General features: G+C 42.0%; 24 protein-coding genes and 1 riboswitch. Of the genes, 19 read left to right on the top strand and 5 right to left on the bottom strand.

Translation table 11 applies throughout. The features are described from left to right. The first annotated feature begins 28 nt into the window (after positions 1-28). The 3 genes from MHH58_RS08230 to MHH58_RS08220 all read left to right on the top strand — a co-directional run bounded on the left by MHH58_RS08230 (position 29) and on the right by MHH58_RS08220 (position 2,557). The gene (locus MHH58_RS08230; protein WP_341345592.1) at positions 29-1,213 is read left to right on the top strand and encodes a thiolase family protein; all 1,185 of its coding nucleotides are present in this window, start codon (positions 29-31) and stop codon (positions 1,211-1,213) included. Between the two features lie 189 nt (positions 1,214-1,402). Further along, positions 1,403-1,813, top strand: a complete 411-nt coding sequence (locus MHH58_RS08225) for a hypothetical protein (RefSeq protein WP_341345591.1) — start codon at positions 1,403-1,405, stop codon at positions 1,811-1,813. A 276-nt stretch (positions 1,814-2,089) separates the two neighbouring features. Next, the gene (locus MHH58_RS08220; protein ID WP_135098941.1) at positions 2,090-2,557 is read left to right on the top strand and encodes a hypothetical protein; all 468 of its coding nucleotides are present in this window, start codon (positions 2,090-2,092) and stop codon (positions 2,555-2,557) included. Positions 2,558-2,662: 105 nt separating this feature from the next. Here MHH58_RS08220 and MHH58_RS08215 read toward each other — a convergent pair whose 3' ends face one another. Together MHH58_RS08215 and MHH58_RS08210 are read right to left on the bottom strand one after the other, a co-directional pair. Further along, entirely contained in the window at positions 2,663-3,250 is a 588-nt protein-coding gene (locus MHH58_RS08215) for a DUF5067 domain-containing protein (RefSeq protein WP_341345590.1), read from the bottom strand. Between the two features lie 75 nt (positions 3,251-3,325). Beyond that, positions 3,326-4,243: a 1,4-dihydroxy-2-naphthoate polyprenyltransferase gene (locus MHH58_RS08210; RefSeq protein WP_135098937.1), complete on the bottom strand. Its 918-nt coding sequence runs from the start codon at positions 4,241-4,243 to the stop codon at positions 3,326-3,328. Between the two features lie 116 nt (positions 4,244-4,359). Here MHH58_RS08210 and MHH58_RS08205 point away from each other — a divergent pair, with 116 nt between their 5' ends. From MHH58_RS08205 to menE, 5 genes are read left to right on the top strand one after another with little or no spacing between them, the layout of a single operon-like run. Further along, positions 4,360-5,754, top strand: a complete 1,395-nt coding sequence (locus tag MHH58_RS08205; protein ID WP_341345589.1) for an isochorismate synthase — start codon at positions 4,360-4,362, stop codon at positions 5,752-5,754. Then, positions 5,717-7,384 (top strand): 2-succinyl-5-enolpyruvyl-6-hydroxy-3-cyclohexene-1-carboxylic-acid synthase, encoded by a 1,668-nt coding sequence (menD, locus tag MHH58_RS08200; RefSeq protein ID WP_341345588.1) that lies wholly within the window; start codon positions 5,717-5,719, stop codon positions 7,382-7,384. Before MHH58_RS08205 ends, menD begins: the two co-directional genes overlap by 38 nt. After that, the gene (gene menH, locus MHH58_RS08195) at positions 7,371-8,165 is read left to right on the top strand and encodes a 2-succinyl-6-hydroxy-2,4-cyclohexadiene-1-carboxylate synthase (RefSeq protein WP_341345587.1); all 795 of its coding nucleotides are present in this window, start codon (positions 7,371-7,373) and stop codon (positions 8,163-8,165) included. The genes menD and menH overlap by 14 nt, the downstream gene beginning before the upstream one ends. Further along, positions 8,162-8,980, top strand: a complete 819-nt coding sequence (menB, locus tag MHH58_RS08190; protein ID WP_115884044.1) for a 1,4-dihydroxy-2-naphthoyl-CoA synthase — start codon at positions 8,162-8,164, stop codon at positions 8,978-8,980. The genes menH and menB overlap by 4 nt, the downstream gene beginning before the upstream one ends. Before the next feature lie 57 nt (positions 8,981-9,037). After that, positions 9,038-10,408, top strand: a complete 1,371-nt coding sequence (gene menE, locus MHH58_RS08185) for an o-succinylbenzoate--CoA ligase (RefSeq protein ID WP_341345586.1) — start codon at positions 9,038-9,040, stop codon at positions 10,406-10,408. A 28-nt stretch (positions 10,409-10,436) separates the two neighbouring features. Here the strand turns inward: menE and yidD are convergent, their stop codons facing one another. Beyond that, on the bottom strand, positions 10,437-10,670 hold the full coding sequence (gene yidD, locus MHH58_RS08180) for a membrane protein insertion efficiency factor YidD (protein WP_341345585.1): 234 nt from the start codon (positions 10,668-10,670) through the stop codon (positions 10,437-10,439). 75 nt (positions 10,671-10,745) lie between these two features. Between yidD and ytkD the strand changes: the two genes are divergently transcribed. Further along, positions 10,746-11,204: an RNA deprotection pyrophosphohydrolase gene (ytkD, locus tag MHH58_RS08175; protein ID WP_135098928.1), complete on the top strand. Its 459-nt coding sequence runs from the start codon at positions 10,746-10,748 to the stop codon at positions 11,202-11,204. 358 nt (positions 11,205-11,562) lie between these two features. Here ytkD and pckA read toward each other — a convergent pair whose 3' ends face one another. Next, a complete protein-coding gene (pckA, locus tag MHH58_RS08170; RefSeq protein ID WP_135098926.1) occupies positions 11,563-13,137 on the bottom strand; it encodes a phosphoenolpyruvate carboxykinase (ATP) in 1,575 nt (524 codons plus the stop codon). Between the two features lie 299 nt (positions 13,138-13,436). Continuing rightward, a riboswitch (SAM riboswitch) is annotated at positions 13,437-13,540 on the top strand. Between the two features lie 98 nt (positions 13,541-13,638). Between pckA and metK the strand changes: the two genes are divergently transcribed. From metK to MHH58_RS08150, 4 genes are all read left to right on the top strand, one after another. Then, positions 13,639-14,823 (top strand): methionine adenosyltransferase, encoded by a 1,185-nt coding sequence (gene metK / locus MHH58_RS08165; RefSeq protein WP_135098924.1) that lies wholly within the window; start codon positions 13,639-13,641, stop codon positions 14,821-14,823. Positions 14,824-14,852: 29 nt separating this feature from the next. Beyond that, the gene (locus MHH58_RS08160; RefSeq protein ID WP_341345584.1) at positions 14,853-15,761 is read left to right on the top strand and encodes a nuclease-related domain-containing protein; all 909 of its coding nucleotides are present in this window, start codon (positions 14,853-14,855) and stop codon (positions 15,759-15,761) included. Between the two features lie 70 nt (positions 15,762-15,831). After that, positions 15,832-17,211, top strand: coding sequence for an NAD-dependent succinate-semialdehyde dehydrogenase (locus tag MHH58_RS08155; protein ID WP_135098919.1), 1,380 nt, complete (start codon positions 15,832-15,834; stop codon positions 17,209-17,211). A 153-nt stretch (positions 17,212-17,364) separates the two neighbouring features. Next, positions 17,365-18,692, top strand: a protein-coding gene (locus MHH58_RS08150) for an IS3 family transposase (RefSeq protein ID WP_341344799.1) whose coding sequence is annotated in 2 segments (ribosomal slippage) — positions 17,365-17,740 and positions 17,740-18,692 — 1,329 coding nt in all. Because the reading frame shifts where the segments join, the coding sequence is not laid out codon by codon here. A 251-nt stretch (positions 18,693-18,943) separates the two neighbouring features. On the opposite strand, the gene MHH58_RS08145 is transcribed toward MHH58_RS08150, so the two are convergent. After that, complete coding sequence (locus MHH58_RS08145) at positions 18,944-19,159, bottom strand: hypothetical protein (protein ID WP_135098267.1); 216 nt, start codon at positions 19,157-19,159, stop codon at positions 18,944-18,946. Positions 19,160-19,306: 147 nt separating this feature from the next. On the opposite strand from MHH58_RS08145, the gene MHH58_RS08140 reads away from it, so the two are divergent. From MHH58_RS08140 to MHH58_RS08115, 6 genes are all read left to right on the top strand, one after another. After that, complete coding sequence (locus tag MHH58_RS08140; RefSeq protein ID WP_135098265.1) at positions 19,307-20,155, top strand: patatin-like phospholipase family protein; 849 nt, start codon at positions 19,307-19,309, stop codon at positions 20,153-20,155. Positions 20,156-20,290: 135 nt separating this feature from the next. Then, positions 20,291-21,001, top strand: a complete 711-nt coding sequence (locus tag MHH58_RS08135) for a threonine/serine exporter family protein (RefSeq protein WP_341346098.1) — start codon at positions 20,291-20,293, stop codon at positions 20,999-21,001. Positions 21,002-21,013: 12 nt separating this feature from the next. Beyond that, a complete protein-coding gene (locus tag MHH58_RS08130) occupies positions 21,014-21,472 on the top strand; it encodes a threonine/serine exporter family protein (protein ID WP_135098263.1) in 459 nt (152 codons plus the stop codon). A gap of 12 nt (positions 21,473-21,484) precedes the next feature. After that, complete coding sequence (locus MHH58_RS08125; protein WP_135098261.1) at positions 21,485-22,060, top strand: GNAT family N-acetyltransferase; 576 nt, start codon at positions 21,485-21,487, stop codon at positions 22,058-22,060. 66 nt (positions 22,061-22,126) lie between these two features. Beyond that, positions 22,127-22,804 carry a GOLPH3/VPS74 family protein gene (locus MHH58_RS08120; protein ID WP_167753388.1) on the top strand — a complete coding sequence of 226 codons (678 nt, stop codon included), beginning with the start codon at positions 22,127-22,129 and terminating at the stop codon, positions 22,802-22,804. Positions 22,805-22,981: 177 nt separating this feature from the next. Further along, complete coding sequence (locus tag MHH58_RS08115) at positions 22,982-24,799, top strand: metallophosphoesterase family protein (RefSeq protein WP_341345583.1); 1,818 nt, start codon at positions 22,982-22,984, stop codon at positions 24,797-24,799. Positions 24,800-24,909 lie beyond the last annotated feature (110 nt).

Genomic DNA, 24,909 nt, shown 5'->3' with positions numbered 1-24,909 from the left:
TGTACGTACAGAGAGAGGATGAAGTTGAATGCAGGATGCATATATAGTAGCTTACGGACGATCGGCTGCCGGAAGGGCAAAAGGCGGCGCGATGTTCCACGATAGACCGGATGAAATTGCAGCACAGGTTCTTAAAGGTGTGCTTGGACGTGTCGACGGTAAATTCAGTCCGGATATGGTAGAAGATGTGATTGTCGGAAACTCATTCCCGGAAGGATTGCAGGGGCAGAATATTGCACGGTCAATCGCCCTGCTTGCAGGAATGCCGGACGAAGTGCCCGGCCAGACGGTAAACCGTTACTGTTCATCGGGCCTGCAGACGATAGCAATCGCAGCCAATCAGATCATGGCAGAACAGGCTGATGTACTGGTTGCCGGCGGTGTAGAATTAATGAGTGCCGTACCGATGGGCGGCAATGAGCCGACAAACAGTCCGATATTGCAGGATAAAGATTCAGGAGTGTCATATCCGATGGGGCTGACTGCTGAAATGGTGGCTGAAGAATTCAAAGTTTCGAGAGAAGACCAGGATGCTTATGCAGTACAAAGCCATCAGCGGGCACAGGCTGCACTCGAGGCCGGGAGATTCGAAGACGAAATTATTCCGGTCGAAGTAAATAAAGTATCATATGACGACAATGGACCTGTCGTCACGAAAGATGAATTTAAAACAGATGAACATATACGTCCGGATACGAATATGGAAGGACTCGCCAAACTCAGAACAGTATTTAAAGCAGACGGTACCGTTACAGCAGGAACGTCAGCACCGCTGACAGACGGTGCAGGATTTGTTGTAGTGATGTCAGGCGATAAGGTGAAAGAACTCGGAGTCACTCCAATTGCCCGCTTTGTCGGATTTAAAGCAGTAGGTGTAGATCCTAAGATTATGGGAATTGGCCCTGCATATGCGATTCCAGAAGTACTGGAGCAGGCGGGTTTATCGATAAAAGATATGGATTTAATCGAGCTGAATGAAGCATTTGCTTCCCAGACAGTCGCTTCAATCAGAAAAGCGGGACTGGATATGGAGAAAACGAATGTCAACGGCGGTGCAATTTCACTCGGTCATCCGCTGGGTGCATCAGGTGCTATGCTGACTGCGAGGCTGCTTGCTGAAATGAAACGCAGACCTGACTCGAAATACGGCATGGTTACAATGTGTATTGGTGTCGGTATGGGCGCAGCAGGAATATTTGAATATGTAAGATAACAAATAACCTCTCCGGATTAAGTTTTGGAGAGGTTATTTTAGTTCAGCAGTAACAACGTCTGGGGTATCGTAATAAAATGTTCATTATTTTGAAGCGGTATAGACTCAGAATCTTCAAAACTGTGCGGGATTCCAAAACTGTGCTGGTGATAAAATAAACCTATACTTAAGTTTTGGGGGATTATTTATATGAAGAAATTATTGTTACTTTCTGGCCTTGCTCTGGCACTTGCAGCTTGCGGCAACAGTACGGAGGAAGCCGAGGGCGAAGAGACTCATGAACCGCATGATGAAACTGCAGAGCACCATCACGACCAGGTGCTGGATATTAATTTAACTGTGGATAATGAAGCTGATCCATCAGTCGTCAGTGTTGAACTTCTGAAAGAAGATGAAGCTTATGAAGCGGATCGTGTCCGTTTTGAAGTAGAAGATACTGAGACTGAAGAAATTACATGGCTGAATGCTGAAAGTGAAGGTGAGGGCATCTATACTGCAGAAACTGCAGAAGTTGAACCTGGAGAATACAGTATTACAGCACACATTAACGGTCCTGAAGACCTGCACGAACATACAGATGATATTTTTGAAATAGAATAACTGAAAAAAACAGGATAAAATTTTATAAAGCGTACACGGCATCAGTCGTGTACGTTTTTTATATCAGCATATTAAAATTTTTTTCAGCGTGATACGGCGAGTAGAATAGCAATGCCCGCAATGATGAAAAGAATGAAGGCAAGACCGATACCGCTTAAGATTTCAATCATAATACCGACTCCTTAACAAGTTACTCTCAATGTAACATAATTGTTTTTACCATACATGTAATGATAAAATTATATAAATGAAATTATTAAGAGAGTTGGAAAATATATGGATCCTTTATCAGTCTGGTTAGAAGTAGTTGTACTGCTGGCTTTATTTATTGCCTCAGTTGCCGGTCTCGGTATTTACTTTTCAAGAAAACGTGCAGAAGTCATGACGACACAGCCGCTCTTGATGATAGATGAAGTCGGCTGGAGAAAAGACGACCGCGGAAAATATATGATGTTCCGTGTCGAAAATAAAAATGATAATCCATTTCAAATTGAGAAAGTTTATATTAAAGGTTATGACTTTACGACAAAATACCATTACATTAAAGAGAAAGAAGAAAATGATGTAGTGATTCTGAAATTTTATATGCAGCCCGATCAGACAATGAACTTCCGCATCCGCATTTTATACAGAGACTTCAATAATAAAGGCCATATTATGATGTCTGTGCGTATGGATATGGAAGGCGGAGAGCTGACATACGAAGCAGAGGGTACGAAGTTTATCCTCACAAAAACAAGATAAGTATTTAAGGACGCCTTACGATGAAGTAAGGTGTTTTTTGTTTCATCAAATTCCAAATCATTTTAAACAAAAAAACAACGCCGTGTCAGGGCGCTGTTTTTAGACTTATTCTTCGTTCTCAGCAGGTGCTAAATCAAGCTCGATTTCATGGTCTAGTGATTCAGTTTCTTCAAGCGGGCTTTCCCGGGCCTGCAGGTGTGTTGCGAGTTCCGGATCAAGCGGACCGTAGGCAACGACTGCCGTTGCACTTTCTCCCGGTTCCACTAATTCATTGGCAGCGGCTTTTCCGTCTGCAAATTCACCATCGTCTTCAAGGTCCATCGTGTAGTTTTCTGTCGGTGCTTCGCCTTCATCGCTCACCTGGCGGACTGCCAAGTCCAGACTGAATGCTTCAGACGGGCTTGCTGCGCGTTCAGAAGTGTTTGAGAACTCAAACTCAACTGCTACAGCCTGAACCGTTGTGTCGTTGCCTTCAGCGTCAACAGCCGGTACTTCAACCGGTGTAAAGTTTGTGAAAGTGTAATCTCCATTAACGCCGGAGTATGATAATTCTTCCTCTGCCGCTTCACCTGTAGTTTCTTCTGCCGGTGTTTCTTCCTCTGTGCCTGCCTCATCTGTACTGTCCCCATTACACGCGGCAAGCAGAAGCATACTTGCAAATCCCCCCGCGAATAACATACGTTTTAACTGCATGATAAATCCCCCTATATTGTTTGTTTCATCTATATTATATTCTTCACAGAGCTGAAACACAATTTTCAGAAAAATTTATATACCGGTCATCCCGTAAATAATCAAACCGATAGTCAGAAGCAGTCCCATAATTGTATTCAGTTTGCCCATGGATGCCATGGCTGGAATCAGTTCAACCGGTGTATTGCCTTTACGCATCAGCATAATTGTTTTCAGCGCAAGAGGAATAGACAAGAGCGGGATGAGCAGAAATACCGAGCCCATCGGCGTAAAGAAGGCTATGTATATTAAAAATACATAACTGAACAGGAGCAGGGCTGCAGCAGTCATTACCGCAAAGGGTTTACCGACAAGAATGACATAAGTTTTACGGCCGCTCGTCTTATCTTTTTTACGGTCGCGTATGTTATTTGCCATATTGAGTAAACCTATCGTAATTGCCGGCGGTATGGACATTAATAAAGGAAATACATGCAGTGTGCCTGTGTGAATGAAAAATGTAATCATAATAATTACAGTGCCCATAAAGAAACCTGCAAATATTTCACCAAACGGTGTCCATGATATCGGCACGGGACCGCCTGTGTAAAGATAACCGACTGCCATTGATACAGCACCAACGATAAGTATCCACCACGATGAATTTATCGTAATAATAATGCCGATTACAGCGGCGATGCCGTAAAATATAAGAGCGATTGTCAGAACGAGGCGGGGGCTCATGCCATTTCTTACAATAGCACCTGCGATACCGACGGATTCATGTGAATCCAGACCGCGTTTAAAATCGTAATATTCGTTAAACATATTGGTAGCCGACTGTATTAATACTGTAGCGATCAGCATAAGGAAAAACATTCCCCAGCGGATGTCAGCAAATAACAATACGCTTGCCGTCCCGACAAAAACAGGTACAAAACTCGCTGTCAGTGTGTGTGGACGCGTCAGCATTAAATATTTTTTAAATCCTGTATGTACTTGTGCTTCCTGCATGACTTTCTCCTTTAAAACATGATGGCTATAATTTTATCATATTTAAGTGTTGTCCATACACACGGTAGGTAAAAAATGATAAAATAAAGCTAATTATGATGAAAGTAGTGTGACTCATGAAATTACAATCGTCTCGAATATTTATAGAGAGTATCAGTCTGGATTCCGACAGGCAATATCTTACACTGCATATTCCTATGGATGAGTATAATATTGACGAAGAAAAAATATTTACATACTTTGATGAATCGAAGGGTTCACGCTATTGGTTCAAGTCAAAAGATAACACGTATAATGTTGTCGGAATCAATTACATCGAAAGTATGTGGCGTGATAAGTTTCAGCCGGAATCGGCAGCGGACAGTAAGAAAACACTGTTTGCTAAACTGCAGCAGGAGAAGCTCGGTGATAATCTGAAATCGAAATTGAGCCTGTTCGGCGGAACATTATTCGATGATAAGGATACGACTGACGAGTGGAATGACTTTAAAATGATTGAATTTCATTTGCCGGAATGGCAATTTGATCTGAACAATCACGAAGTGTTTTTAACCCGCGAAAAAACAGAATTAAATATGGATGATGTGCTCGATGAAGTTGACGGAGTGCTGTCGGCGATAGAAAATACTGTAATAACCGAGAAAGAAAAACCGGTTGTTAAAAGCAAACGCGATATTTTCCCAAATGAATGGAAAATGCTCGTCGAAGAAGCAGTAAATAATTTAAACGACGAGTTTAAAAAAGTAGTGCTTGCCCGTCAGAAACTCATTACTTTTGAATCGAGAGCAAAACGGCTTTATTTAATCAGACGATTAAAAGACGAAGCGGATACGTACACGATTTATTATGAAAAAGGCAAATCGACTTTCGTTTCGAAAACACCTGAAAAATTATTTTCAATCCGAGGAGAGGAACTGGTTACGAATGCGATTGCCGGTTCAATTCAGCGCGTCGAAGACAGCCGGGAGAATGATTTGCAGAAAGACTTTTTACTGAACGATGAAAAAAATCTTTTTGAACACCGCGTTGTCAGAGAATCAATCGTCAGCGATATCGTGCCGTTTTCAGAAGGGCTGAACTACAAAAAAAATCCGCTGCTGCTCGAAAATAAATATATATATCATTTGTTCACGCCGATTCAGGCTATGCTGAAGAAGGATGCGGATGAGTTTAAAATATTAAAACGAATTCACCCGACTCCGGCAGTAGGCGGCCTGCCGAAAAAGCTGGCGAAAGATTATATTAAAGATCATGAATACGGCACAAGAGGACTGTACGCAGCGCCGCTTGGCATTATTCATGAAGACAAAGAATGTGAGTTTGCCGTCTGTCTCCGTTCCATGCTGATTTCTGCACGCAGCGCGACACTTTTTGCCGGCTGCGGCATTGTGAAAGGCTCGGATCCGGAAGCTGAATTTTTGGAAACAGAAGTTAAATTCACACCGATGCTGAACGTCTTGGAGGCGACTACTAATGAGCTATACGGAAGCACTAACGACACAAACATTTAGTATTATAGATGCATTATACGAATACGGGATGAATGAACTGGTTATCAGTCCGGGTTCACGCTCAACGCCGCTTGCTATCGCGGCGGAGCTGCATGAAGGGATTAAGACGTACATTCATCCCGACGAACGGGGTGCAGGGTATTTCGCCGTCGGGCTGACTAAAAAAAGACGTCAGCCGATCGGTATATTATGTACATCCGGCACAGCAGCAGCGAATTATACACCCGCTGTCAGCGAAGCGGGACTCAGTCATCTGCCGCTCATAGTGCTGACCTCGGACCGTCCGCACGAGCTTAAAAATGTCGGTGCGCCGCAGGCGATTGAGCAGCATAATATGTACAGCAATTTCGTACGCTATCAGACGGAACTGCCGATTGCTGACAGTCATGACAGTGCAGAATCATTAATTAACGATAAAGTGCTGCAGGCCAGCCAGTATTTCAACGGCGTTAATATGGGGCCAGTGCATTTTAATATTCCGGTCCGCGAACCGATTATGCCGAATGTTCGCCGTCTGGACTTATTTAAGCGGGTACAGAAATCCATGACACCGGCAATAACAGTGCCGGGAGATATTGAAAAACTAAAAGGCACAGGTCTTGTTTTTATCGGTGAAACAGCAGAAGATTTAACACCGCTTGTATCTGTTTTGGAACAGGGCAATCTTATTGCTGTCTGCGATCCGCGGCAGAATCTGCGAACATTTGTTAAAGATGCCATTGTTAATCACGATATGATGTTTTCAAATTTCAGCGAAAACCATCGCCAGTATATCGAAGACAATATTGATTTTATTATCCGTATCGGTGAGCCTGTAACTTCAAAACAGACCAATGCATTCTTAAAACAAACGGCGGTGCCGCAATATTTAATCAGTGAATTTCAGGACATCAAACCCTTCCCGGTCACACCGGATGAAACATATGTCGGCACAATCAATGAAATTTTCCCAAGACTGATTGCTGATAATTTTATGAGCGATGCTAAAGAGCGCTTCACAGACTTATCAAAATTACTTCATAAGTATATAGATGAGCATATTTCCGACTTTGACGATGAAGGCAGATATGTCTACGACATTATTAAAGAGACCGATGCGTCCCGCACATTTTTCCTATCCAGCAGTATGCCGATCAGAGACTTTGAGCGTTACGATACACGTGTTGTCCATGATGTATTCGCGAACCGCGGCGCCAACGGTATTGACGGTGTGATTTCCAGCGCCCTCGGCCTCGGCACCAAAGAGCCGGTTACCATGCTGATTGGAGACGTATCGATGAATCATGATATTAACAGTCTGCTGCTTGCAAAACTTGAAAATATCGACTTTACGATTATCGTCTTTAACAATAACGGCGGCAATATTTTCAGCTATCTGCCGCAGTATGCACATAAACCGCACTTCGAAAGATTGTTCGGCACACCGCTTGATCTCAATTTTGAGCATGCCGCGAAGTTTTACGATTACGAATATGTTCATATTGAAAATTCGAATGAATTAACAAAAGAAATGCTGAATAAAACCGGGCGTCAGATGATAGAGATTAAAACAGACAGAGAACATAATCTCGAGAGTCATAACGAGCTGAAAGCCCGGCTTAAAGAGCTGGTGGACAATGCTGAATTTTAATTATGAGCTGCTCGATAACAAGCAGGACAAAACGATTATGCTGCTGCACGGGTTTTTATCGTCTAAAGAAAGTATGAGAAGAATCGCAGAGGATTTAAGCAGTGTACGCAATGTAATTCTTGCAGATTTACCCGGTTTCGGCGGTACATTAAGCACGCCGCATGATTACCGTATGGAAGATGTTACAGGAGGGCTTGTAAATATTGCAGACAGAGAAGGTATTAACACTTTCGATGTGCTCGGCTACTCGATGGGTGGCCGGGTCTCTCTGGCCTTAGCAGCTCACTTTCCAAAAAGAATTGATAAATGCATATTGGAAAGCGCCTCGCCCGGTATCGCTGATGAAGAAAAGCGCGCGGAACGGCTTCGAATTGACCGTGAGCGCAGCAGTTTTATAATTAGCGATTATAATGAATTTCTTCAGTTCTGGCAGGATATGCCGCTGTTTTTGAGTCAGCGTAATGCAGCCCGGTCAGTGCTGAAGGCCCAGCACGAAGAGCGACTGCAGCAGACACCGGCGGAAGCTGCAGACAGCCTGTTAAAATACGGCACGGGTGTACAGCCCTCGTACTGGGATAATTTAAGCGGGCTTGAGAGCAGTTTTTATTTACTGGCAGGCAGTGAGGACAAGAAATTTGTGGCAACAGCTGAAACGATGTCAGAACGTTTGAAAAGTGCTAAACTGAATATAGTTGAACATTGCGGTCACAATATTCATCTTGAAAATTACAAAACGTACATAAGGTTAGTACGAGAGTACCTAGAGGAGGATAACTCATGACAAGAGTTTGGGAAACAGTTAAAGAATACAGTGAAATTAAATATGAATTTTATAATGGTATTGCTAAAGTAACGATCAACCGTCCGGAAGTGCGCAATGCATTCACGCCGGATACTGTTGCAGAGATGATCGATGCATTCACGCGCGCACGGGACGATCAGCGTGTTTCGGTAATAATTTTAACTGGTGAAGGCGACCTTGCCTTCTGTTCAGGCGGAGACCAGAAAAAACGCGGACACGGCGGCTACGTAGGGACAGATGAAGTACCACGTTTGAACGTTCTTGATTTACAGCGTTTAATCCGTGTTATTCCTAAACCTGTTATCGCTATGGTTGCAGGTTATGCAATCGGCGGCGGCCACGTGCTGCACGTTGTATGTGATTTAACAATTGCTGCTGAAAACGCACGTTTCGGCCAGACTGGTCCTAGGGTCGGTTCATTTGATGCCGGTTACGGTTCAGGTTACTTAGCGCGTATCGTCGGCCACAAAAAAGCGCGTGAAATCTGGTACTTATGCCGCCAGTACGACGCACAGGAAGCACTGGACATGGGCTTAGTCAACACAGTTGTACCTTTAGAGCGTCTGGAAGACGAAACTGTCGAGTGGTGTGAAGATATTATGAAACACTCACCGACTGCACTCCGTTTCCTAAAAGCTTCGATGAATGCTGATACAGACGGCTTAGCCGGGTTACAGCAGCTTGCAGGAGATGCAACACTGCTTTATTACACTACAGACGAAGCGAAAGAAGGCCGTGACGCGTTTAAAGAAAAACGTGAACCGAACTTCGATCAATTCCCTAAATTCCCGTAAATTGCATATTTTAAAATATAACACCCGTCTATGATGGGTGTTTTTGAGGTGAAATTAATGTCATACAAATGGCTGGAAACAGCAAGTTTTACTTATCCTGACAACCTTGCTGTGAAATACAAAGATGAATCTCTGACGTATCAGATGCTGTATATGCATGCACATTCACTCGGTACACATCTGCAAGCTCTTAAATTAAAACGAGTCGGTTTGTATATTGATAATTCATTGGACTCTGTCAAACTGATTCACGGTCTGATGATGCTCGGTGTGGAAATGGTAATGCTGAATACGCGGTTAACTCCGGGTGAACTTAAGAACCAGCTGGAGGATGTGTCAGTCACAACGGTCATTGCGACCTTGCCGGCTGAGATTTCCGGAGTGGAAGTAATTCAGTACGATGATTTGTTTCAGCTTGAAACGCAGACTTTTATCGTCAACGATCCTCAGCCGGATGATATTTTATCGATTATGTTTACGTCTGGAACAACGGGGCGCGCTAAAGCAGTGCCGCAAACATATAAAAATCATGAAGCATCTCACTTAAATTGCCGTCAGCATTTTAATTATGACAGTGACAGCACCTGGCTGATGGTTAACCCGATTTTTCATATTTCAGGACTGTCAATCCTGTTCAGAGCTGTAATAACAGGCTGCACGTTAATCGTCGAAAATAAATTCGATGAGGCGCGCATATGGAATATTTTAAACCGGGATAAAGTGACTCATACGAGTATGGTGCCTGTTATGCTGAAGCGCCTGATGAAAATAGAAGGCACACATCATCTCGAAGGACTGCTGCTCGGCGGCGCGAGTACAACACCGTCGCTGCTGGAAAAAGCAATGAACAAAAATCTGCCGGTGTATAACTCGTTCGGCATGACTGAAACATGCTCCCAAATTGTTCAAATTTCTTATAAAGATGAAAAGATTTTAAGCGGGACCGTCGGGAATATTCAGGATTATGATATTAAAGTCGACGAAAATACAGGAGAACTGCTGATTAAAGGAGACAGTGTTGCGAACGGTTATTTAAATGCAGATATGAAGAAAGAAGACGGATACTTTAATACAGGAGATCTCGCGGAAATTGACAGCGAGGGTTATCTGTATATTTTAGACAGACGGACTGATTTGATTATCAGCGGCGGCGAGAACATTTATCCGAAAGAAATAGAGGATGCGGTATACTCGCTCAGCGGCGTCGATCGCTGTGTTGTCATTAAAAAAGACGATGAAGAGTGGGGCAGTGTGCCGGTGCTGCTGCTGGAAGAAGAAGTGGACGAGGCATTGCTGGTCAATCACTTAAGTAAGCATTTGGCAAAGTACAAGCTGCCAAAGGAAATTCACTATGTCGATAAAATTATTATGACATCGACCGGGAAGATTTCACGCAGTCAGAATCAAAAAATGTTTCTCGGCCGTTAAATACAGGTATGGAGCATTAAAGAGATAATTACTGATGTTTTTTCTTTTCGTTTACAGGCACTGGATCAAAGCCGCCTGCATGAAACGGATGGCATTTTGAAATGCGCTTAGCAGCCATGAAACTGCCCTTCATTGCGCCGTGTTCAGCGAGTGCTTCCAAAGCATAATTTGAACAGGTCGGGTAAAAGCGGCAGGTCGGCGGCGACATTGGAGAAATATATTTCTGGTAAAAATGAACGGAGCCGATTAATACTTTTTTCATTACAGCATCACCTTTTAAAATTAATACAACTATTGTAAGCTGATATATGCAAGAGTGCAACTGGGAGGATTCTATATGAAAACATTTACTGATTTTAAAGGCAGACGTGTTACATTGGAAAACAGTTACGTTGAAAATACGAAACATGTACTTATAATCCCTAAATTTAACGGCCAGTTTTTACTGACAAACCATAGAGAGAGAGGACTGGAATTCCCCGGAGGAAAAGTGGAAAATGGAGAAGCACTTGTCGAAGGTGCTCAGCGCGAACTCTATGAAGAAACGGGCGGTCTCGTGGGCGACATGCATTTTGTAGGTACATATACCGTTCACGATGGCGATGAGACATTCAGTAAAGCAGCATTTTGCTGTAATATTGAACGGCTGGATCAGCTGAAACACTATCATGAAACAAACGGTCCGATGCTGGTGGACCATATAGACGATATTCCTGAAGAAGATAAAAGTTTGCTTTTGAAAGACGATTGTATCGTTTATTTATATAATGAAGTCAGAGAAAACGGCTGTCAGTAGCGGCTGTTTAAATAAGAGAGCCCGGAACAGTGAAATTGTTCCGGGCTTTCGTCATTTTGAGAGGCTGTGTGTACGTTGTGAAATTGACAAAGTTCATAGAAGATGCTGTAAGTACGTTGTGAAATTGACAACGTACATGGAAGATGCTGCAAGTACGTTATGAAATCGACAAAGTACATGGAAGATGCTGCAAGTACGTTGTGAAATCGACAAAGTACATAGAACGTGCTACAAGTACCTTGTCAAATCAACAAAGTTCATAGTAAGTGTCCCTGTAGAAAATATGCAGCGAGCCTGCCGATTCCCAACAAAAAATCCCAGGATAATCAATATCCCGGGATTCTGCAATCAAATATATTTAAAATCCGCCTTTTTCAGCAATCGCAGCTGATTCTTCACCGAATTTTTTAAAGTTTTCTATGAACTTATCTTTAAGTCCTTGTGCTTTTTCATTGTATGCATCTTTGGATTCCCAAGTGTTGATTGGTGCAAGAATTTCTTCCGGCACACCAGTCACTGCTGTTGGAATTGATAAGCCGAACATTTCATCTTCAACGAATTCACCTAATTCGAGTTCACCGCTGATAGCACGGCGTACCATTGAACGGGTGTGTGCAAGGTTCATACGCTTGCCGACGCCGTATTCGCCGCCTGTCCAGCCTGTGTTTACAAGATAAACGTTAACTTCATGCTTGTCGATTAAATCTCCGAGCATGTTCGCATATACTGTCGCATGCAGCGGCAGGAATGGTGAACCGAAGCATGTTGAGAATACCGGCTGCGGTGTAGTAACGCCGCGTTCAGTTCCTGCAAGTTTAGATGTAAATCCGCTTAAGAAATGGTACATTGCCTGATCTTTGTTTAACTTGGCGATTGGAGGAAGTACTCCAAATGCATCTGCTGTTAAGAAGATGATTGTTTTTGGATGTCCTGCAACTGAAGGAATGCGCGCATTATCGATATGGTCAATCGGATAAGCTGCACGTGTATTCTCAGTCAGTGAACCGTCATCGTAATCAGGATTGCCGTCTTCATCGATAACTACGTTCTCAAGTACCGAACCAAATTTAATCGCTTCAAAGATTTCAGGTTCTTTTTCTTTTGATAAATTAATAGTTTTAGCGTAACAGCCGCCTTCGATGTTAAATACACCATCGTCATTCCAGCCGTGCTCATCGTCACCGATAAGATCGCGTTCCGGGTCTGCAGAAAGCGTCGTTTTACCTGTACCTGATAAACCGAAGAATAATGCAACATCTTTGTTTTCGCCGACGTTGGCACTGCAGTGCATGCTGAGCACGCCTTCTTCAGGAAGCAGGTAGTTCATAATTGAGAAGATTGATTTCTTCATTTCTCCGCCGTATTCAGTACCGCCGATAAGAATGATTTTCTTTTCTAATGATACAAGGACGAATACTTCAGAACCCGTACCATCGACTTCAGGGTCTGCTTTAAAAGTAGGTGCAGATACAATCGTAAATTCAGGATCGATTGCAAGTGCTTCTTCTTTTGTTTCAGGACGGATAAACATTGTTTTCGCAAACATGTTGTGCCAGCTGAACTCATTGACAACCTGAAGTTTCAGTTGTGTATGCGGGTCTGCGCCGGCATAGCCGTTAAAGACAAATAATTCTTCTTTGTCATTTAAATATGTAGTAACTTTATCGAATAAGTTATCGAAAATTTCCTGTGAAATAGGCTGGTTGACCTCGCCCCAGTCAATCTTGCTGTCGGATACGCTGTCTCTGACGATAAAACGGTCTTTCGGGCTGCGGCCTGTGTATTCTCCAGTCTGCGCGCGAAGTGCTCCTGTATTTGTAAGTACAGCCTCTTTGCGTCGTAAAGATGCTTCGACAAGTTCAGCGTTTGATAATTGTTTGTGAGTAGAAGGTTTATTAACAAGACCTTCGATTAAACTTTTATGGTTAACCATGATTCGCCTCCAAGTATTTTCATTAACGAAGTATTTAGAAATTAGTATAACACATTCGTTTTTATGTTTACACAATAACAGGATAAGGTTTTTGAATATTGAATTGTTTTTTGCAATGCTGATCCATAAGATAAATTTATATATCATTATAAAAGTTATAAGTATATGTTTATAAAATTAAGGATTTTTCACAGCTTGCTTTTGGGTTTTATAATTTAATTATCTAAAAAGCTGCTGCAAATAAAACTTGTTAATCTTGATTTGCCCATTCCAATAATGTAAGATGAATAATAAGTTATCTCTTATCAAGAGGTGGTGGAGGGATTCAAACCCTGTGAAGCCAGAGCAACCTCCTTTTCAAGAAAGGTGCTAAAGAATGCAGAGTAATTCTGACCGATAAGAGAAAAGGGCGAGCCTTTTTCTCTGTTTATTATGGAGAAAAAGGCTTTATTTTTTGCTTTGAAGAGATGGCTAAATGAGCTTTAAGAGGAGATTTTATAAATGTCAGAACGTAAATTATTTACTTCAGAGTCAGTCACAGAAGGTCACCCGGATAAAATTGCAGACCAGATTTCAGATGCGATTCTCGATGCAATCTTAGAAGGCGACCCGTATGCGCGTGTTGCCTGTGAAACAGTAGTCAACACAGGTCTTGCGATGATTGTCGGGGAAATCAGCACAGAAACTTACGTCGATATTCCAAGAACAGTGAGAGAAACCGTTAAGGAAATCGGCTATGTCGATGCGAAGTACGGTTATGATTATAAAACAATGTCTGTCTTAACGGGAATTGATGAGCAGTCAGAGGACATCGCTGTCGGTGTAAACAACGCTTTTGAAACCCGCGAATCACAAGGAGTTTCAACAGGTGCAGGCGACCAGGGCTTAATGTTCGGTTACGCGACGAACGAAACGAAAGAGTTTATGCCGCTGCCGATTTCATTAGCGCACAAAATTTCACGCCGTTTAACAGAAGTGCGTAAAGATAATACAATTTCCTATCTGCGTCCGGACGGCAAATCACAGGTAACGGTTGAATACGATGAAAACGGCAAACCGTCAAGAGTCGATACGATTGTTATCTCTACCCAGCATCATGAAAATATTCCGGCGACACAAATCTACGATGATTTATTAGAATACGTGATTCAGGAAGTAGTTCCTGAAAATCTCATAGATGAAGAAACTAAATATTTCATCAACCCGACAGGCAGATTTGTAATTGGCGGACCGCAAGGGGATGCGGGTCTGACAGGACGTAAAATTATCGTCGATACTTACGGAGGCTACGCTCGTCACGGCGGCGGCGCCTTCAGCGGCAAAGACCCGACAAAAGTTGACCGTTCCGCAGCTTATGCAGCACGTTATATTGCAAAAAATATCGTAGCGAGCGGTGCGGCGGAAAAATGTGAAATTCAGCTGGCTTATGCCATCGGCGTATCCCAGCCGGTATCTATTGCGGTCGATACTTTTAATACAGGAAAATACGACGAAGAAAAAATTACAAAAGTCATCAGAGAACTGTTTAATTTATCACCAGATGGTATTATAGATATGCTAAACTTGAGAAGACCAATTTATAAACAGACTGCGAGTTATGGACATTTTGGTCGTACGGACATCGACTTGCCTTGGGAGAGACTGGATAAGGTCGATGCACTGAAAGATCTTCTTAGAAATAGCTAATTTAAGCAGTTGCGAAAGAGAGGAATAATATGAATACTAATATTTTTACAGATCCGATATTTATCGCGGTCGCAGCAGTGCTTCTCATCATTGCAATCTGGTTTTTAGTATATTACTTTAAACACCGCAATGAAGTGAAAACTGTGGAACAAACTTATTCGAAAGAAAAAGATTCACTCGTTGAGAAATACGAAAGTGAACATGAGGAAGAACGTTTAGAGCACAAGAAAGAAATGTCCGCTTTAAATGAAAAATATCATAATGATACGACACTTCTCGATAACAAACTTTCGAGCCTGCATCAGTTTACTGTAGATAAAGGCGAGTATTTGACAGACCTTTCTTTAATTCAGTTAAAAGACAAACTTGTTAAAGATGAAAAAATCCGTGAGACGGATATGATTATTCTGTCGAACATTTATTTACCATCAAGAAATTACACAAATACACGTAAAATCGATCATTTAGTTTTAACACGCACGGGTATTTATCTGATAGATTCTAAATACTGGAGCGGTCATATTTTACACGGTGTGAATGAAAGCCAGTTTGAAGAAGTACCGTATATTGAATCATTCTTCGATTTACTGGAACTCGATAAGCAAAAAGAACAGACTTTAATTTTTGAAAAGGCAGATGCGTCGAATGTATCGGTTAACCACTACAACGGCATTATCGATGAAACGAAAGTAACTGCTGAAAAACTTAAAAACAAATTTAAATTACAATACGACATCGTTCCGATTATTTACTTCAATCCGAAAGATAACGGCAATTATTCAATTACCAACTATTCGGAAGATCCATCGATCAGAGTAATCGTCGGTCAGGAAGACTTGGAAGCATTCTTCCTGAAGTATGTATTCCACGGCAGATTCCAGTACACAGTTAAAGATCTGGATGAGATTGCGAATGCCTTACTCGATCAAAGTCTGTAACTTTGTAAATTGAAACTAATCGTCCTATAATTATTTATAGGACGATTTTTATATTTTGGAGGGAAATTAAATGGCAGAAGAAATTATCGTAATCAATCCTGCAACTCAAAAAGAAGCGGGACGCGTAAAAAAAGACAGCAAAGACGAAATTGAGAAGAAAATTAATACTGCACATGAAAAATTTCAAAACTTTAGAAAAATGAATGCCGGGGACCGTTCGGATTTACTTTTCAAATGGTCGGAAAAAATCGATGAGAACAGACAGGAAATCGCAGAACTCGTCACGCTGGAAGGCGGCAAGCCGCTTGCTGAAGCACTCGGTGAAGTCGACTATGCCAACAGTTATATTAAATACTATGCTGAAGAAGCGAAAAGAATATACGGCCGGACAGTACCGGCGAATAATGATGACACGAGAATTGTTGTAACGAGGCATCCGATAGGGGTAGTCGCAGCGATTACGCCTTGGAACTTCCCGGTAGCAATGATGGCACGTAAAGCAGCACCGGCTGTTGCAGCAGGCAATACATTTATCGTTAAGCCGGCAAGCGCAACTCCGATGTCAGCGGTGAAATTTATCGACCTTGCAGTAGAGGCGGGCTTCGATGAAGGCGTCATTCAATATGTTAATGCCTCCGGCCGCGATGCAGGTGAAATATTTACCCAGTCTGATAAAATTATGAAACTGACATTTACCGGCTCGACCGAAGTCGGCAAGCAGCTGATGAGCGATGCCACAGTGACGGTTAAAAATGTGACGATGGAACTCGGCGGACATGCACCGCTGATTGTTAACAAGGATGCTGATATCGATAAGGCAGTTGAAGGCGCAATCGCATCGAAGTTCAGAAACTCGGGACAAACTTGCGTATGTGCCAACAGATTTTACGTGCACGAAGATGTGCTGGATGAATTCACAGAAAAATTTACTGCGAAAGTAAAAGAGCTGAAAGTCGGCAACGGTATGGATGAAGGTGTTAAAATCGGACCGTTAATCGATGAAGACGGTTATGATAAAGTGATGAAACACATTGAAGATGCCATTGAAAAAGGCGGTAAAGTTACAACCGGCGGCAAAGGAGATAAATCAGGCGGCTACTTTGTAGAACCGACTGTTATTACGGATGTAACCGACGATATGATCTGTATGAGCGAAGAAACATTCGGACCGCTGGCGCCAATTCAGAGCTTTTCTAATCTCGATGAAGCGATTAATAAAGCAAACGGAACAGAATACGGTCTTGCAGCATATTACTTTACTGAAAATTATACGACGGGAATCAGACTGACAGAAGAACTCGACTTCGGGGTGCTCGGCTGGAATAATGGTGCACCAAGTGCTGCGAACATTCCATTCGGCGGCTTAAAAGAAAGCGGCGTCGGCCGTGAAGGTGCGCCAGAAGGACTGGAACCTTATACGGAAACAAAAGTCACATCGATAAAAATATAGAACAGAACTGATTTAAAAAGGAAGCAGATTGTCATAATGAACTGTAACCCGAATAATAGACAGCTTATAAAAAGCGTCTCTTATTCGGGTTTTTCTATGCCCTAAAGATTATCTTGTTTATACTTAAATAAACTATCTGTACGGAGGGCTATCATGGCTAGACATTTTACGTCTTTTGAAATTAAAGAACTGGAACAAAACCCAAATGTATTGAGGGTATCTGATCGATCTATTACGTATCATCCAGAATTTAAAATACGCGCGGTAGACGCACATGAACAAGGCTTTAGTCCCACACAAATCTTCCTCGATCATGGATTTGATTTGTCTGTCGTGGGTAAAGAACAACCAAGCCGATGCTTGTCACGATGGCGTCAAACATATGCGCAATACGGACAAAGCGGTTTGGAACGTGACCAGCGTGGAAAAGGCGCTTCAGGTCGTCCGACGAATAAAGCACTGAACAGTGATGAGAAATTAAAGAAAGCTGAAGCACGGATTAAATATTTGGAAGCTGAAAATGATTTTCTAAAAAAGCTCGAGATGAAAGAAAGGCAGGCGAAACAAAACCGTCGCAGTTAAAACCACGTGAGACTTATGAATTAATAGAGATGGTTTGCCGGAACCATCAACTCAAAAATATGATTACTTACCTGTGTATGCTGGGAGAGGTGTCGAGAAGTGGCTATTATGCTTGGAAAAATAATGAAGCAAACAGATCCGTTAGACAAATCAATGACGAAGCAGACATTGTTCTCATTAAGAAAATCTATAATGCTGAGAAAGGTAAAGTCGGTGCCTTACAAATTAAAATAATCTTAGACAATGATTATCATATTATTATGAATCACAAAAAGATTAGACGACTGATGAAAAAATATAATCTAGTGGCACGCATTCGTAGAGTGAATCCTTATAAATTAATGATGAAAGCAACGCAGGAACATAAAACGTGTAAAAACTTGTTGAAACGTGAGTTTGACCAAGGAGAGCCAGGTAAGGTCCTGTTAACTGATATCACTTACTTGTATTACGGTAAAGGTCAGAAAGCATATTTATCCTGCGTGAAAGATGGTGCGACTCGAGAGATTGTGGCGCATGTGGTCACCACATCATTGAAAATGAACATCGTGTACCGGACTTTAAAACAACTCTCCAATACCGTGGATGAGTTTCATCCAGAAGCACTCATTCATTCCGACCAAGGCTTCCACTATACCCATCCGGAGTTCCAGTCTAAAGTGAAACAAATGGGATTGGTACAATCCATGTCGCGTCGGGGGAACTGCTGGGACAATGCTTCAATGGAATCATTCTTCGGGACTTTCAAAGATTGGGTCGATTATAAATCTTGTGAATCCTTAGACGAACTCAAACATCAAACAAATGAATATATTAATAAGTATAATAATGAGCGCTATCAATGGGGACTAAATAAGATGACCCCGGCACAATACCGGGGTCATCTACTCACAGCGTAACGCTTTTATTAAATTGTCTATTTTATAGGTTATAGTTCATAATCTGCTTCCTTTTTTATTTTTGTTGCGGCCGGGATAACAACGGGGACTGGGTGTTGTGATTCGGCAGCACTGGAATAACAACGGGGACCCGGTATTGTGAACCGAGAGCTTTGGAATAACAACGGGAAACCGGTGTTGTAAACCGAGAGCCCTGGGATAACAACGGGGACTGGGTGTTGTAAACCGGCAGCCATCCAATAATCAAATGTTTAATCTTTACTGCGATTCCTGCTTTCCCGCGCTGCAATTTCCTCATCTTTTTTAACATTGCTTCTGACGGCGAGTGATAAAAACGCAACGACTGCCGGCATAAATAAGGAGTTCAGTATACTGACTTCGTCCAGAAATACAAACTGCACAGCAATGATTATGACGAAGACAAGTATGTACATAAATATAAAGCGGCTGATTTTCTCTTTGCTCATAAGCGCTCCTTTGAAAGCGTATTCTTATTTTCCAGTTTCTCAATAAAGTGAAATAATATCAATGTGTAGATTATACAAATATCAGGAATCTGTGATATTTTATATAATATCATCATTTTTATAAAGAGATACAGGGAGCAGGATATAATGAATGACACAGGACTTGTTTTGGAAGGCGGCGGTATGCGGGGTTTGTATACAGCGGGCGTTCTGGAATATTTTGCACAGCACGAAATACATTTTCCTTATATTATCGGTGTATCGGCGGGAGCTTGCATGGCGGCTTCCTACCTGTCGGAGCAGCAGGGCAGAAACAGGACTATCAATATTGATTTCGTAAACGACAAACGGTATTTATCATTTACTAATTTTATACTTAAAGGCGAATTGTTCGGGATGGATTTTATTTTCGATGAAATACCTAATAAAATAGTACCGCTGGATGTTGATAAAATTATATCGGGTCCTGATGAGTTCGTTATCGTTACGACGGATTGTGAAACCGGCGAGCCGATGTACTTTTATAAAGAAGACTACGATGAGAAAACGCTCGGGAAATTGCTGCGGGCTTCCAGTTCTATTCCATTTTTTGCTGATGCAGTTGAATATGGAGGACGCTATATGCTGGACGGGGGCATTGTCGATCCGCTGCCGATTATAAAAGCGGAGAGTGACGGTTTTTTAAAAAACGTCGTTGTCCTTACGAAACCGAGAGGCTATTATAAAAAGCAGAGTAAAATTTCTTCGGTCATTAATTATAAAAAATATCCGAAAGTCGATGAACGGATGAAAGTAAGATATAAACATTATAATGAAAGATTGAACTATATTTTTGACCAGGAAAAAGAAGGCAAGATTGTTGTGCTCGCGCCGAGTGAAGATACTGGTGTCGGCAGAACGACGAGAAACAAAGAGAAACTGGAACAACTTTATGAGCTCGGATACAATGATGCGAAAGAAAAGTTTGAAGCGGTTAAATCATTAGCAAATATGTAATCAAAATAAGCTTTGGCAGGTGCCGAAGCTTATTTTTTATATTATTATAGATATAGATTATTTTTGGAGGTGCTGTGGGTGAAAGTTGAAGCATTTCATATCGACGATCATGAAGAACAAGTGAAAGATGTTATTATGCTCGCAGCGCGTATACTGCTGGAAGCGGGGGCTGAAGGGACGCGGACGGAAGAAACGATGAGTTATATAGCGTCTCACTACGGCTTTACCGAAAATAACAGTTTCGTGACAAACACTGTTATAAATTTTATGCTGCACAATGAGTCATATCCGAGGATTTACCGGATTAAGGAAAGAAATACGAACTTAATTAAAATTTCCAAGGTGAACAGCGTTTCCCGGAAACTGGTTCGGGATGAGCTGACGCTGAAAGAGGCTTTCAACCTGCTTGAACAAATATATATTAAGACGAAAGATCATCCGATATGGTTTAAAACAATAGCGGGAGCGCTTATTGCGCTCAGTTTTTTGTATTTGCAGGACGGTTTAAAGATAGATATATTCACGGCCTTCCTCGCAGGTGCTCTCGGAATTTGTGTGACGGAGATAATTAAAAAAAGGATGGCGAAGCAGTTCATACCGGAATTTTTTGGCGGTTTGACAATCGCCTTAATCGTCGTTACGGGCCACACTTATATTCCGGGAGGCGACTTGTCAACATTGCTGATATCATCGGTGATGCCGATTGTTCCGGGAGTGCTGATTACGAATGCAATCCAGGATCTCTTCGGCGGTCATATGATGATGTTTACGACGAAAGCATCAGAAGCGCTGGTTACTTCATTTGCAATCGGAGCCGGCGTTTCGTCTGTTCTAATATTCGTTTAAGGAGGAATAATGATGGAATGGATATTAAACTTAGTGTTTAGTTTTGCTGCATCCTACTTTTTTGCTGTTGTTTTTGATGCGCCGAAAAAATTATTTCTCCCTGCGGGTATCGTCGGTGCATCGGGGTGGATGATGGGACAGACAATCGGAAATATATTTGACCTGCCGCTTGTGATGGTTATTTTTATCGGTTCATTTACTCTTGGAATAATGAGTCATATAATGGCAAGGGTGTACAAAGAGCCGTCGACGATATTTCTGACTCCCGGAATCATACCGTTCGTTCCGGGCGGGCTTGCCTACGACGCCACGAGCAGCATTATTTTATCGGAATATTCCAGTGCGGTTAATATAATTATGGAAGTGATTATCAGCGCAGGCTCGATAGCCGTTGGAATATTGTTTGCTGAACAATTTGCACTGTTATTTATAAAAAACAGAAGATTGTTTTTTATGAAGAAAAACAATTAAAAGGAGCTTACTATGGAAATTAGAAATTATAAACCGGCAGATGAAAAAGGATGGGTCAGATGCCGCGTGCTGTCCTTTTTAGACACGGCGTACTATGATGATGTTCACAGAGAAAAAGAAACATTTGAAAATCCAAGTATAGAACTGGTGGCAATTGAAGATGAGCAGGTGGTTGGTCTTATTGATATTGAATACGATACAAAAGATGAAAAAGTCTGTTCCGAAGAAGGGACAGGCGGCATGATTTGGCATCTTGCTGTACACCCGGACTTTCAAGGACGGGGCATCGGTACAGCGCTGATGGAACGTGCTGTGGAAGAAGCAATTAAACTGGAGCTCGAATTTCTTGAAGCATGGACACGTGATGCCGGACATTCAGCAGACTGGTTTGAAAAAAATGCTTACAGAAAAGTTGATGAATATTATCATCTTTACTTGTCAGATGAAGACATGGCGCACAGTGTGCAGCCGGGAGATGATAATCTTCAGCCGCTGTACATGTTCGCGCAGTATACCGGAGATGATATCGAGCAGTTCGATTCAATCGAAAGAAAATATAAGTGCATGTGCTATATCAGAAATCTGTAAGTAAATGGATTGTTTAAACTTCGGCTGGAGATGGTATTAAATATAAAGACTCCAGGAGGTGTCCGAATGTTTACAATAGCAGAAGCACTCATTCTGCTCGGTACGGATGACGAAAAAGGCACGGCGGTTTCCTCGGCATCATCATCGCTGAATTACGGACTGACCGGTTCGATCTTATCCGAGCTTGCAATGATGGGGCGTATAGAATTAAAAGACGGTAAAGTTATACTTGCCGATGATACATTAACCGAAATTTCATACTTTAATACGGTCATTGATGAAATTAAAGAAGACCATAAAGAGCGGACGGTTGAACACTGGATTAATCACTTTTCAGGTAATACTAAAGCTATTAATGATCCGGTGTACTTATCTCTCGTTGATAAAGGGATATTGAAAGAAGAAGACAAAACATATTTTCTCTTTTTTAACACCAATGTCTATCCGACAGTGGATGCGCGGCCGGAACAGGAAATCCGGAAGCATGTTAATGATGTTGTATTTAATAATAGAGAAGCAGATTCCGAAATTGCGATGTTGCTGAGCCTAATTAAAACATGTGATTTAACAGCGGAAGTTTTCGGCAGAGAAAGAAAAGAAGAAGCCGATAAAAAACTCGCTGAAATTATCGAAAATAATGAATATGGAAAAGCTGTCAGCAAAACTGTACAGGATATGGAAGCAGCCATCTTAATGGCAACGACAACAGTGGTGACAACGACTGTTATTATGAATAATAATTAAATGAGTATAAGCCGGGGCGAAATTATGCTGCGGCTTATTTTCATTTTGTTCCAGCTTATGATATCAGTTCCCAGTATTAAGTAATCTTTACATTACATTAAATGAATATAAATATTCGTCTTGTACTATTTGTAATGGAGCAACATAGTCAGTCAATTTTACAGGAGGGTTATATTTATGAAAGACGATTTACATAACAGGAAACCGCTGGTTGTAAAACTGTCAGCTGGTTTATTAGCAGCAGCACTGGGAGCATCTGCAGTACTCAGTCCGGTTGAAGCTGCGGGCGGCGGAAGTTCGAATGCTGCAGGTACAGCACCGGCAGAAGAGGCAGTTGAACAGGAGGAATTCTCGCCGGTACTCTCGAGCGAGAAACCGGTGGTTGCGGATGTGCCTGTAAATAATACACCAAATCGTATTATCACAACAATTAATGGTGATACTTCAACGGAAATGGCGTTCAACTGGTATACTAGCGACTTGTTTGAAGATGCTAAAGTATGGGTGTCTAAATCAGGGAACTTTGATGATACTTTGGAATTCGATGCAGAAGCGGCGGAAGTCACTTCAAGTTACGCTGAACGTGATGCAAACGGAAATTACATATTTGCCGAAGTGAAAGAAGATGAACCGGTGGAAGACAGCAGCGGCGAACCGGTAATCAATGGTTATTATACAGATGAACAGGCTCACGGAGATGAATGGATGTCCGGAGATTACGGTCATATTGAACTGACTGATGTAACGGAGTATTCATATAAAGCACAGGCGGAAGGTCTCGAACCGAACTCGACTTATTATTATCAGGTCGGCAGCGAAGCGGGCGGAATCAGTGAAACAGGCACCTTCAAAACGTCAGGTGAAAAAGGAGACCCGTTCAAATTTGTTCATTATACAGATACTCAAAACGCATTCTGGAATGAAAACGTGCGTAATGAAGCGTCATACGGCGCCAATACTTTAATGAACGCACTTGAAACTGCAGGCGATGCTGATTTCGTTCTGCATACAGGTGACGTAGTCGAAACTGCCGAAGTGGAAGATGAATGGGTGGATTTATTTGAACAATCACGTCCTTACTTCATGCAGGCTGCCATGGCAGTGGCTTCAGGAAACCACGATGAATATGCTTTAAACTACGGTGACGAGCCGCTGACTGAAAAATTCAATGAACACGTTAACGTCCCTGTAGCAAACGATAAAATTGACGGCGGTTCTTACTATTCATTCGATTATAACGGTGTGCATTTTGTGACCTTAAATACGAATGACAATAAAGAATCTGATGATAACCCTGAAGGCAAGGCTATTGGTGAAGAACAGATGCAGTGGATTACTGAAGACGTTGAAGAGGCACGCGCCAACGGTGCAGAGTGGATCGTGCTGAACTACCACAAACCGCTGTATTCTAAATCGTATCACTCACTGCAGGATGAAGATGTGCAGAAAGTAAGAGAAGAACTGACGGCATTAATCGACGAACTGGATATCGACCTTGCGCTGCAGGGACACGACCATGTTATTTCAAGAACTCATTCATTAACACATGTACCGACAGAAGAAAACTTCTCGAACGCTGAAGTTGAAGATGTCGAAACATTCGTCGGCGATAACGGTGTAGAGTACATGGAAGACCCCGACGGTACGGTTTATGTGCTGCCTAACACAGGGGGTACAAAAGAGTATGATGATGTATATTCTAAAGGACTTGACCACTTGCACGAAGTAAGACCGGACCTTAACTGGATGACCGAGGAGGATATGGATTACTACAACAGTTTATTCGGTTTCGGCGGCCAGCCGCAGGAAACTGATGCATTTTCTGATTCACATTCAAATAACCGGGACTCATCTTCACAGAACTTCGCCATTTACGAAGTAGAAGATGATGAAATGATTGTCAGCATGTATCAGCTGGAAGGAGATTTCATGCTCGGTGAGGAAAGAACGGTGGAACTTGTAGACCAGTTCGGTATTCAAAACGGTGATGAGTAAAATTTAAATCATTAAGCAAAGAGCGGGACACAGGTCCTGCTCTTTTTACTGTTTTCATTAATCCCTCACTGCTGTATTATTAAAAGATATTGATAAAAAAATACGAAAGG

Origin of the sequence: Jeotgalicoccus sp. FSL K6-3177, from assembly GCF_038050175.1 — a bacterium.
GTDB lineage: Bacteria > Bacillota > Bacilli > Staphylococcales > Salinicoccaceae > Jeotgalicoccus > Jeotgalicoccus nanhaiensis.
The sequence above is the reverse complement of the archived record's forward strand: the minus strand, read 5'-3'. Positions and strand labels throughout refer to the sequence as shown.

Bases quoted from the DNA above. Each gene is read 5' to 3' on its own strand.
- menE (WP_341345586.1), top strand. From the start codon at position 9,038: ATGTCATACAAATGGCTGGAAACAGCAAGTTTTACTTATCCTGACAAC.
- menD (WP_341345588.1), top strand. From the start codon at position 5,717: ATGAGCTATACGGAAGCACTAACGACACAAACATTTAGTATTATAGAT.
- MHH58_RS08225 (WP_341345591.1), top strand. From the start codon at position 1,403: ATGAAGAAATTATTGTTACTTTCTGGCCTTGCTCTGGCACTTGCAGCT.
- MHH58_RS08130 (WP_135098263.1), top strand. From the start codon at position 21,014: ATGGAATGGATATTAAACTTAGTGTTTAGTTTTGCTGCATCCTACTTT.
- menH (WP_341345587.1), top strand. From the start codon at position 7,371: ATGCTGAATTTTAATTATGAGCTGCTCGATAACAAGCAGGACAAAACG.
- MHH58_RS08115 (WP_341345583.1), top strand. From the start codon at position 22,982: ATGAAAGACGATTTACATAACAGGAAACCGCTGGTTGTAAAACTGTCA.
- pckA (WP_135098926.1), bottom strand. From the start codon at position 13,137: ATGGTTAACCATAAAAGTTTAATCGAAGGTCTTGTTAATAAACCTTCT.
- MHH58_RS08210 (WP_135098937.1), bottom strand. From the start codon at position 4,243: ATGCAGGAAGCACAAGTACATACAGGATTTAAAAAATATTTAATGCTG.
- ytkD (WP_135098928.1), top strand. From the start codon at position 10,746: ATGAAAACATTTACTGATTTTAAAGGCAGACGTGTTACATTGGAAAAC.
- MHH58_RS08215 (WP_341345590.1), bottom strand. From the start codon at position 3,250: ATGCAGTTAAAACGTATGTTATTCGCGGGGGGATTTGCAAGTATGCTT.
- MHH58_RS08145 (WP_135098267.1), bottom strand. From the start codon at position 19,159: ATGAGCAAAGAGAAAATCAGCCGCTTTATATTTATGTACATACTTGTC.
- MHH58_RS08160 (WP_341345584.1), top strand. From the start codon at position 14,853: ATGAATACTAATATTTTTACAGATCCGATATTTATCGCGGTCGCAGCA.
- yidD (WP_341345585.1), bottom strand. From the start codon at position 10,670: ATGAAAAAAGTATTAATCGGCTCCGTTCATTTTTACCAGAAATATATT.
- MHH58_RS08140 (WP_135098265.1), top strand. From the start codon at position 19,307: ATGAATGACACAGGACTTGTTTTGGAAGGCGGCGGTATGCGGGGTTTG.
- MHH58_RS08230 (WP_341345592.1), top strand. From the start codon at position 29: ATGCAGGATGCATATATAGTAGCTTACGGACGATCGGCTGCCGGAAGG.
- MHH58_RS08205 (WP_341345589.1), top strand. From the start codon at position 4,360: ATGAAATTACAATCGTCTCGAATATTTATAGAGAGTATCAGTCTGGAT.
- MHH58_RS08220 (WP_135098941.1), top strand. From the start codon at position 2,090: ATGGATCCTTTATCAGTCTGGTTAGAAGTAGTTGTACTGCTGGCTTTA.
- menB (WP_115884044.1), top strand. From the start codon at position 8,162: ATGACAAGAGTTTGGGAAACAGTTAAAGAATACAGTGAAATTAAATAT.
- MHH58_RS08135 (WP_341346098.1), top strand. From the start codon at position 20,291: ATGCTCGCAGCGCGTATACTGCTGGAAGCGGGGGCTGAAGGGACGCGG.
- metK (WP_135098924.1), top strand. From the start codon at position 13,639: ATGTCAGAACGTAAATTATTTACTTCAGAGTCAGTCACAGAAGGTCAC.
- MHH58_RS08125 (WP_135098261.1), top strand. From the start codon at position 21,485: ATGGAAATTAGAAATTATAAACCGGCAGATGAAAAAGGATGGGTCAGA.
- MHH58_RS08155 (WP_135098919.1), top strand. From the start codon at position 15,832: ATGGCAGAAGAAATTATCGTAATCAATCCTGCAACTCAAAAAGAAGCG.
- MHH58_RS08120 (WP_167753388.1), top strand. From the start codon at position 22,127: ATGTTTACAATAGCAGAAGCACTCATTCTGCTCGGTACGGATGACGAA.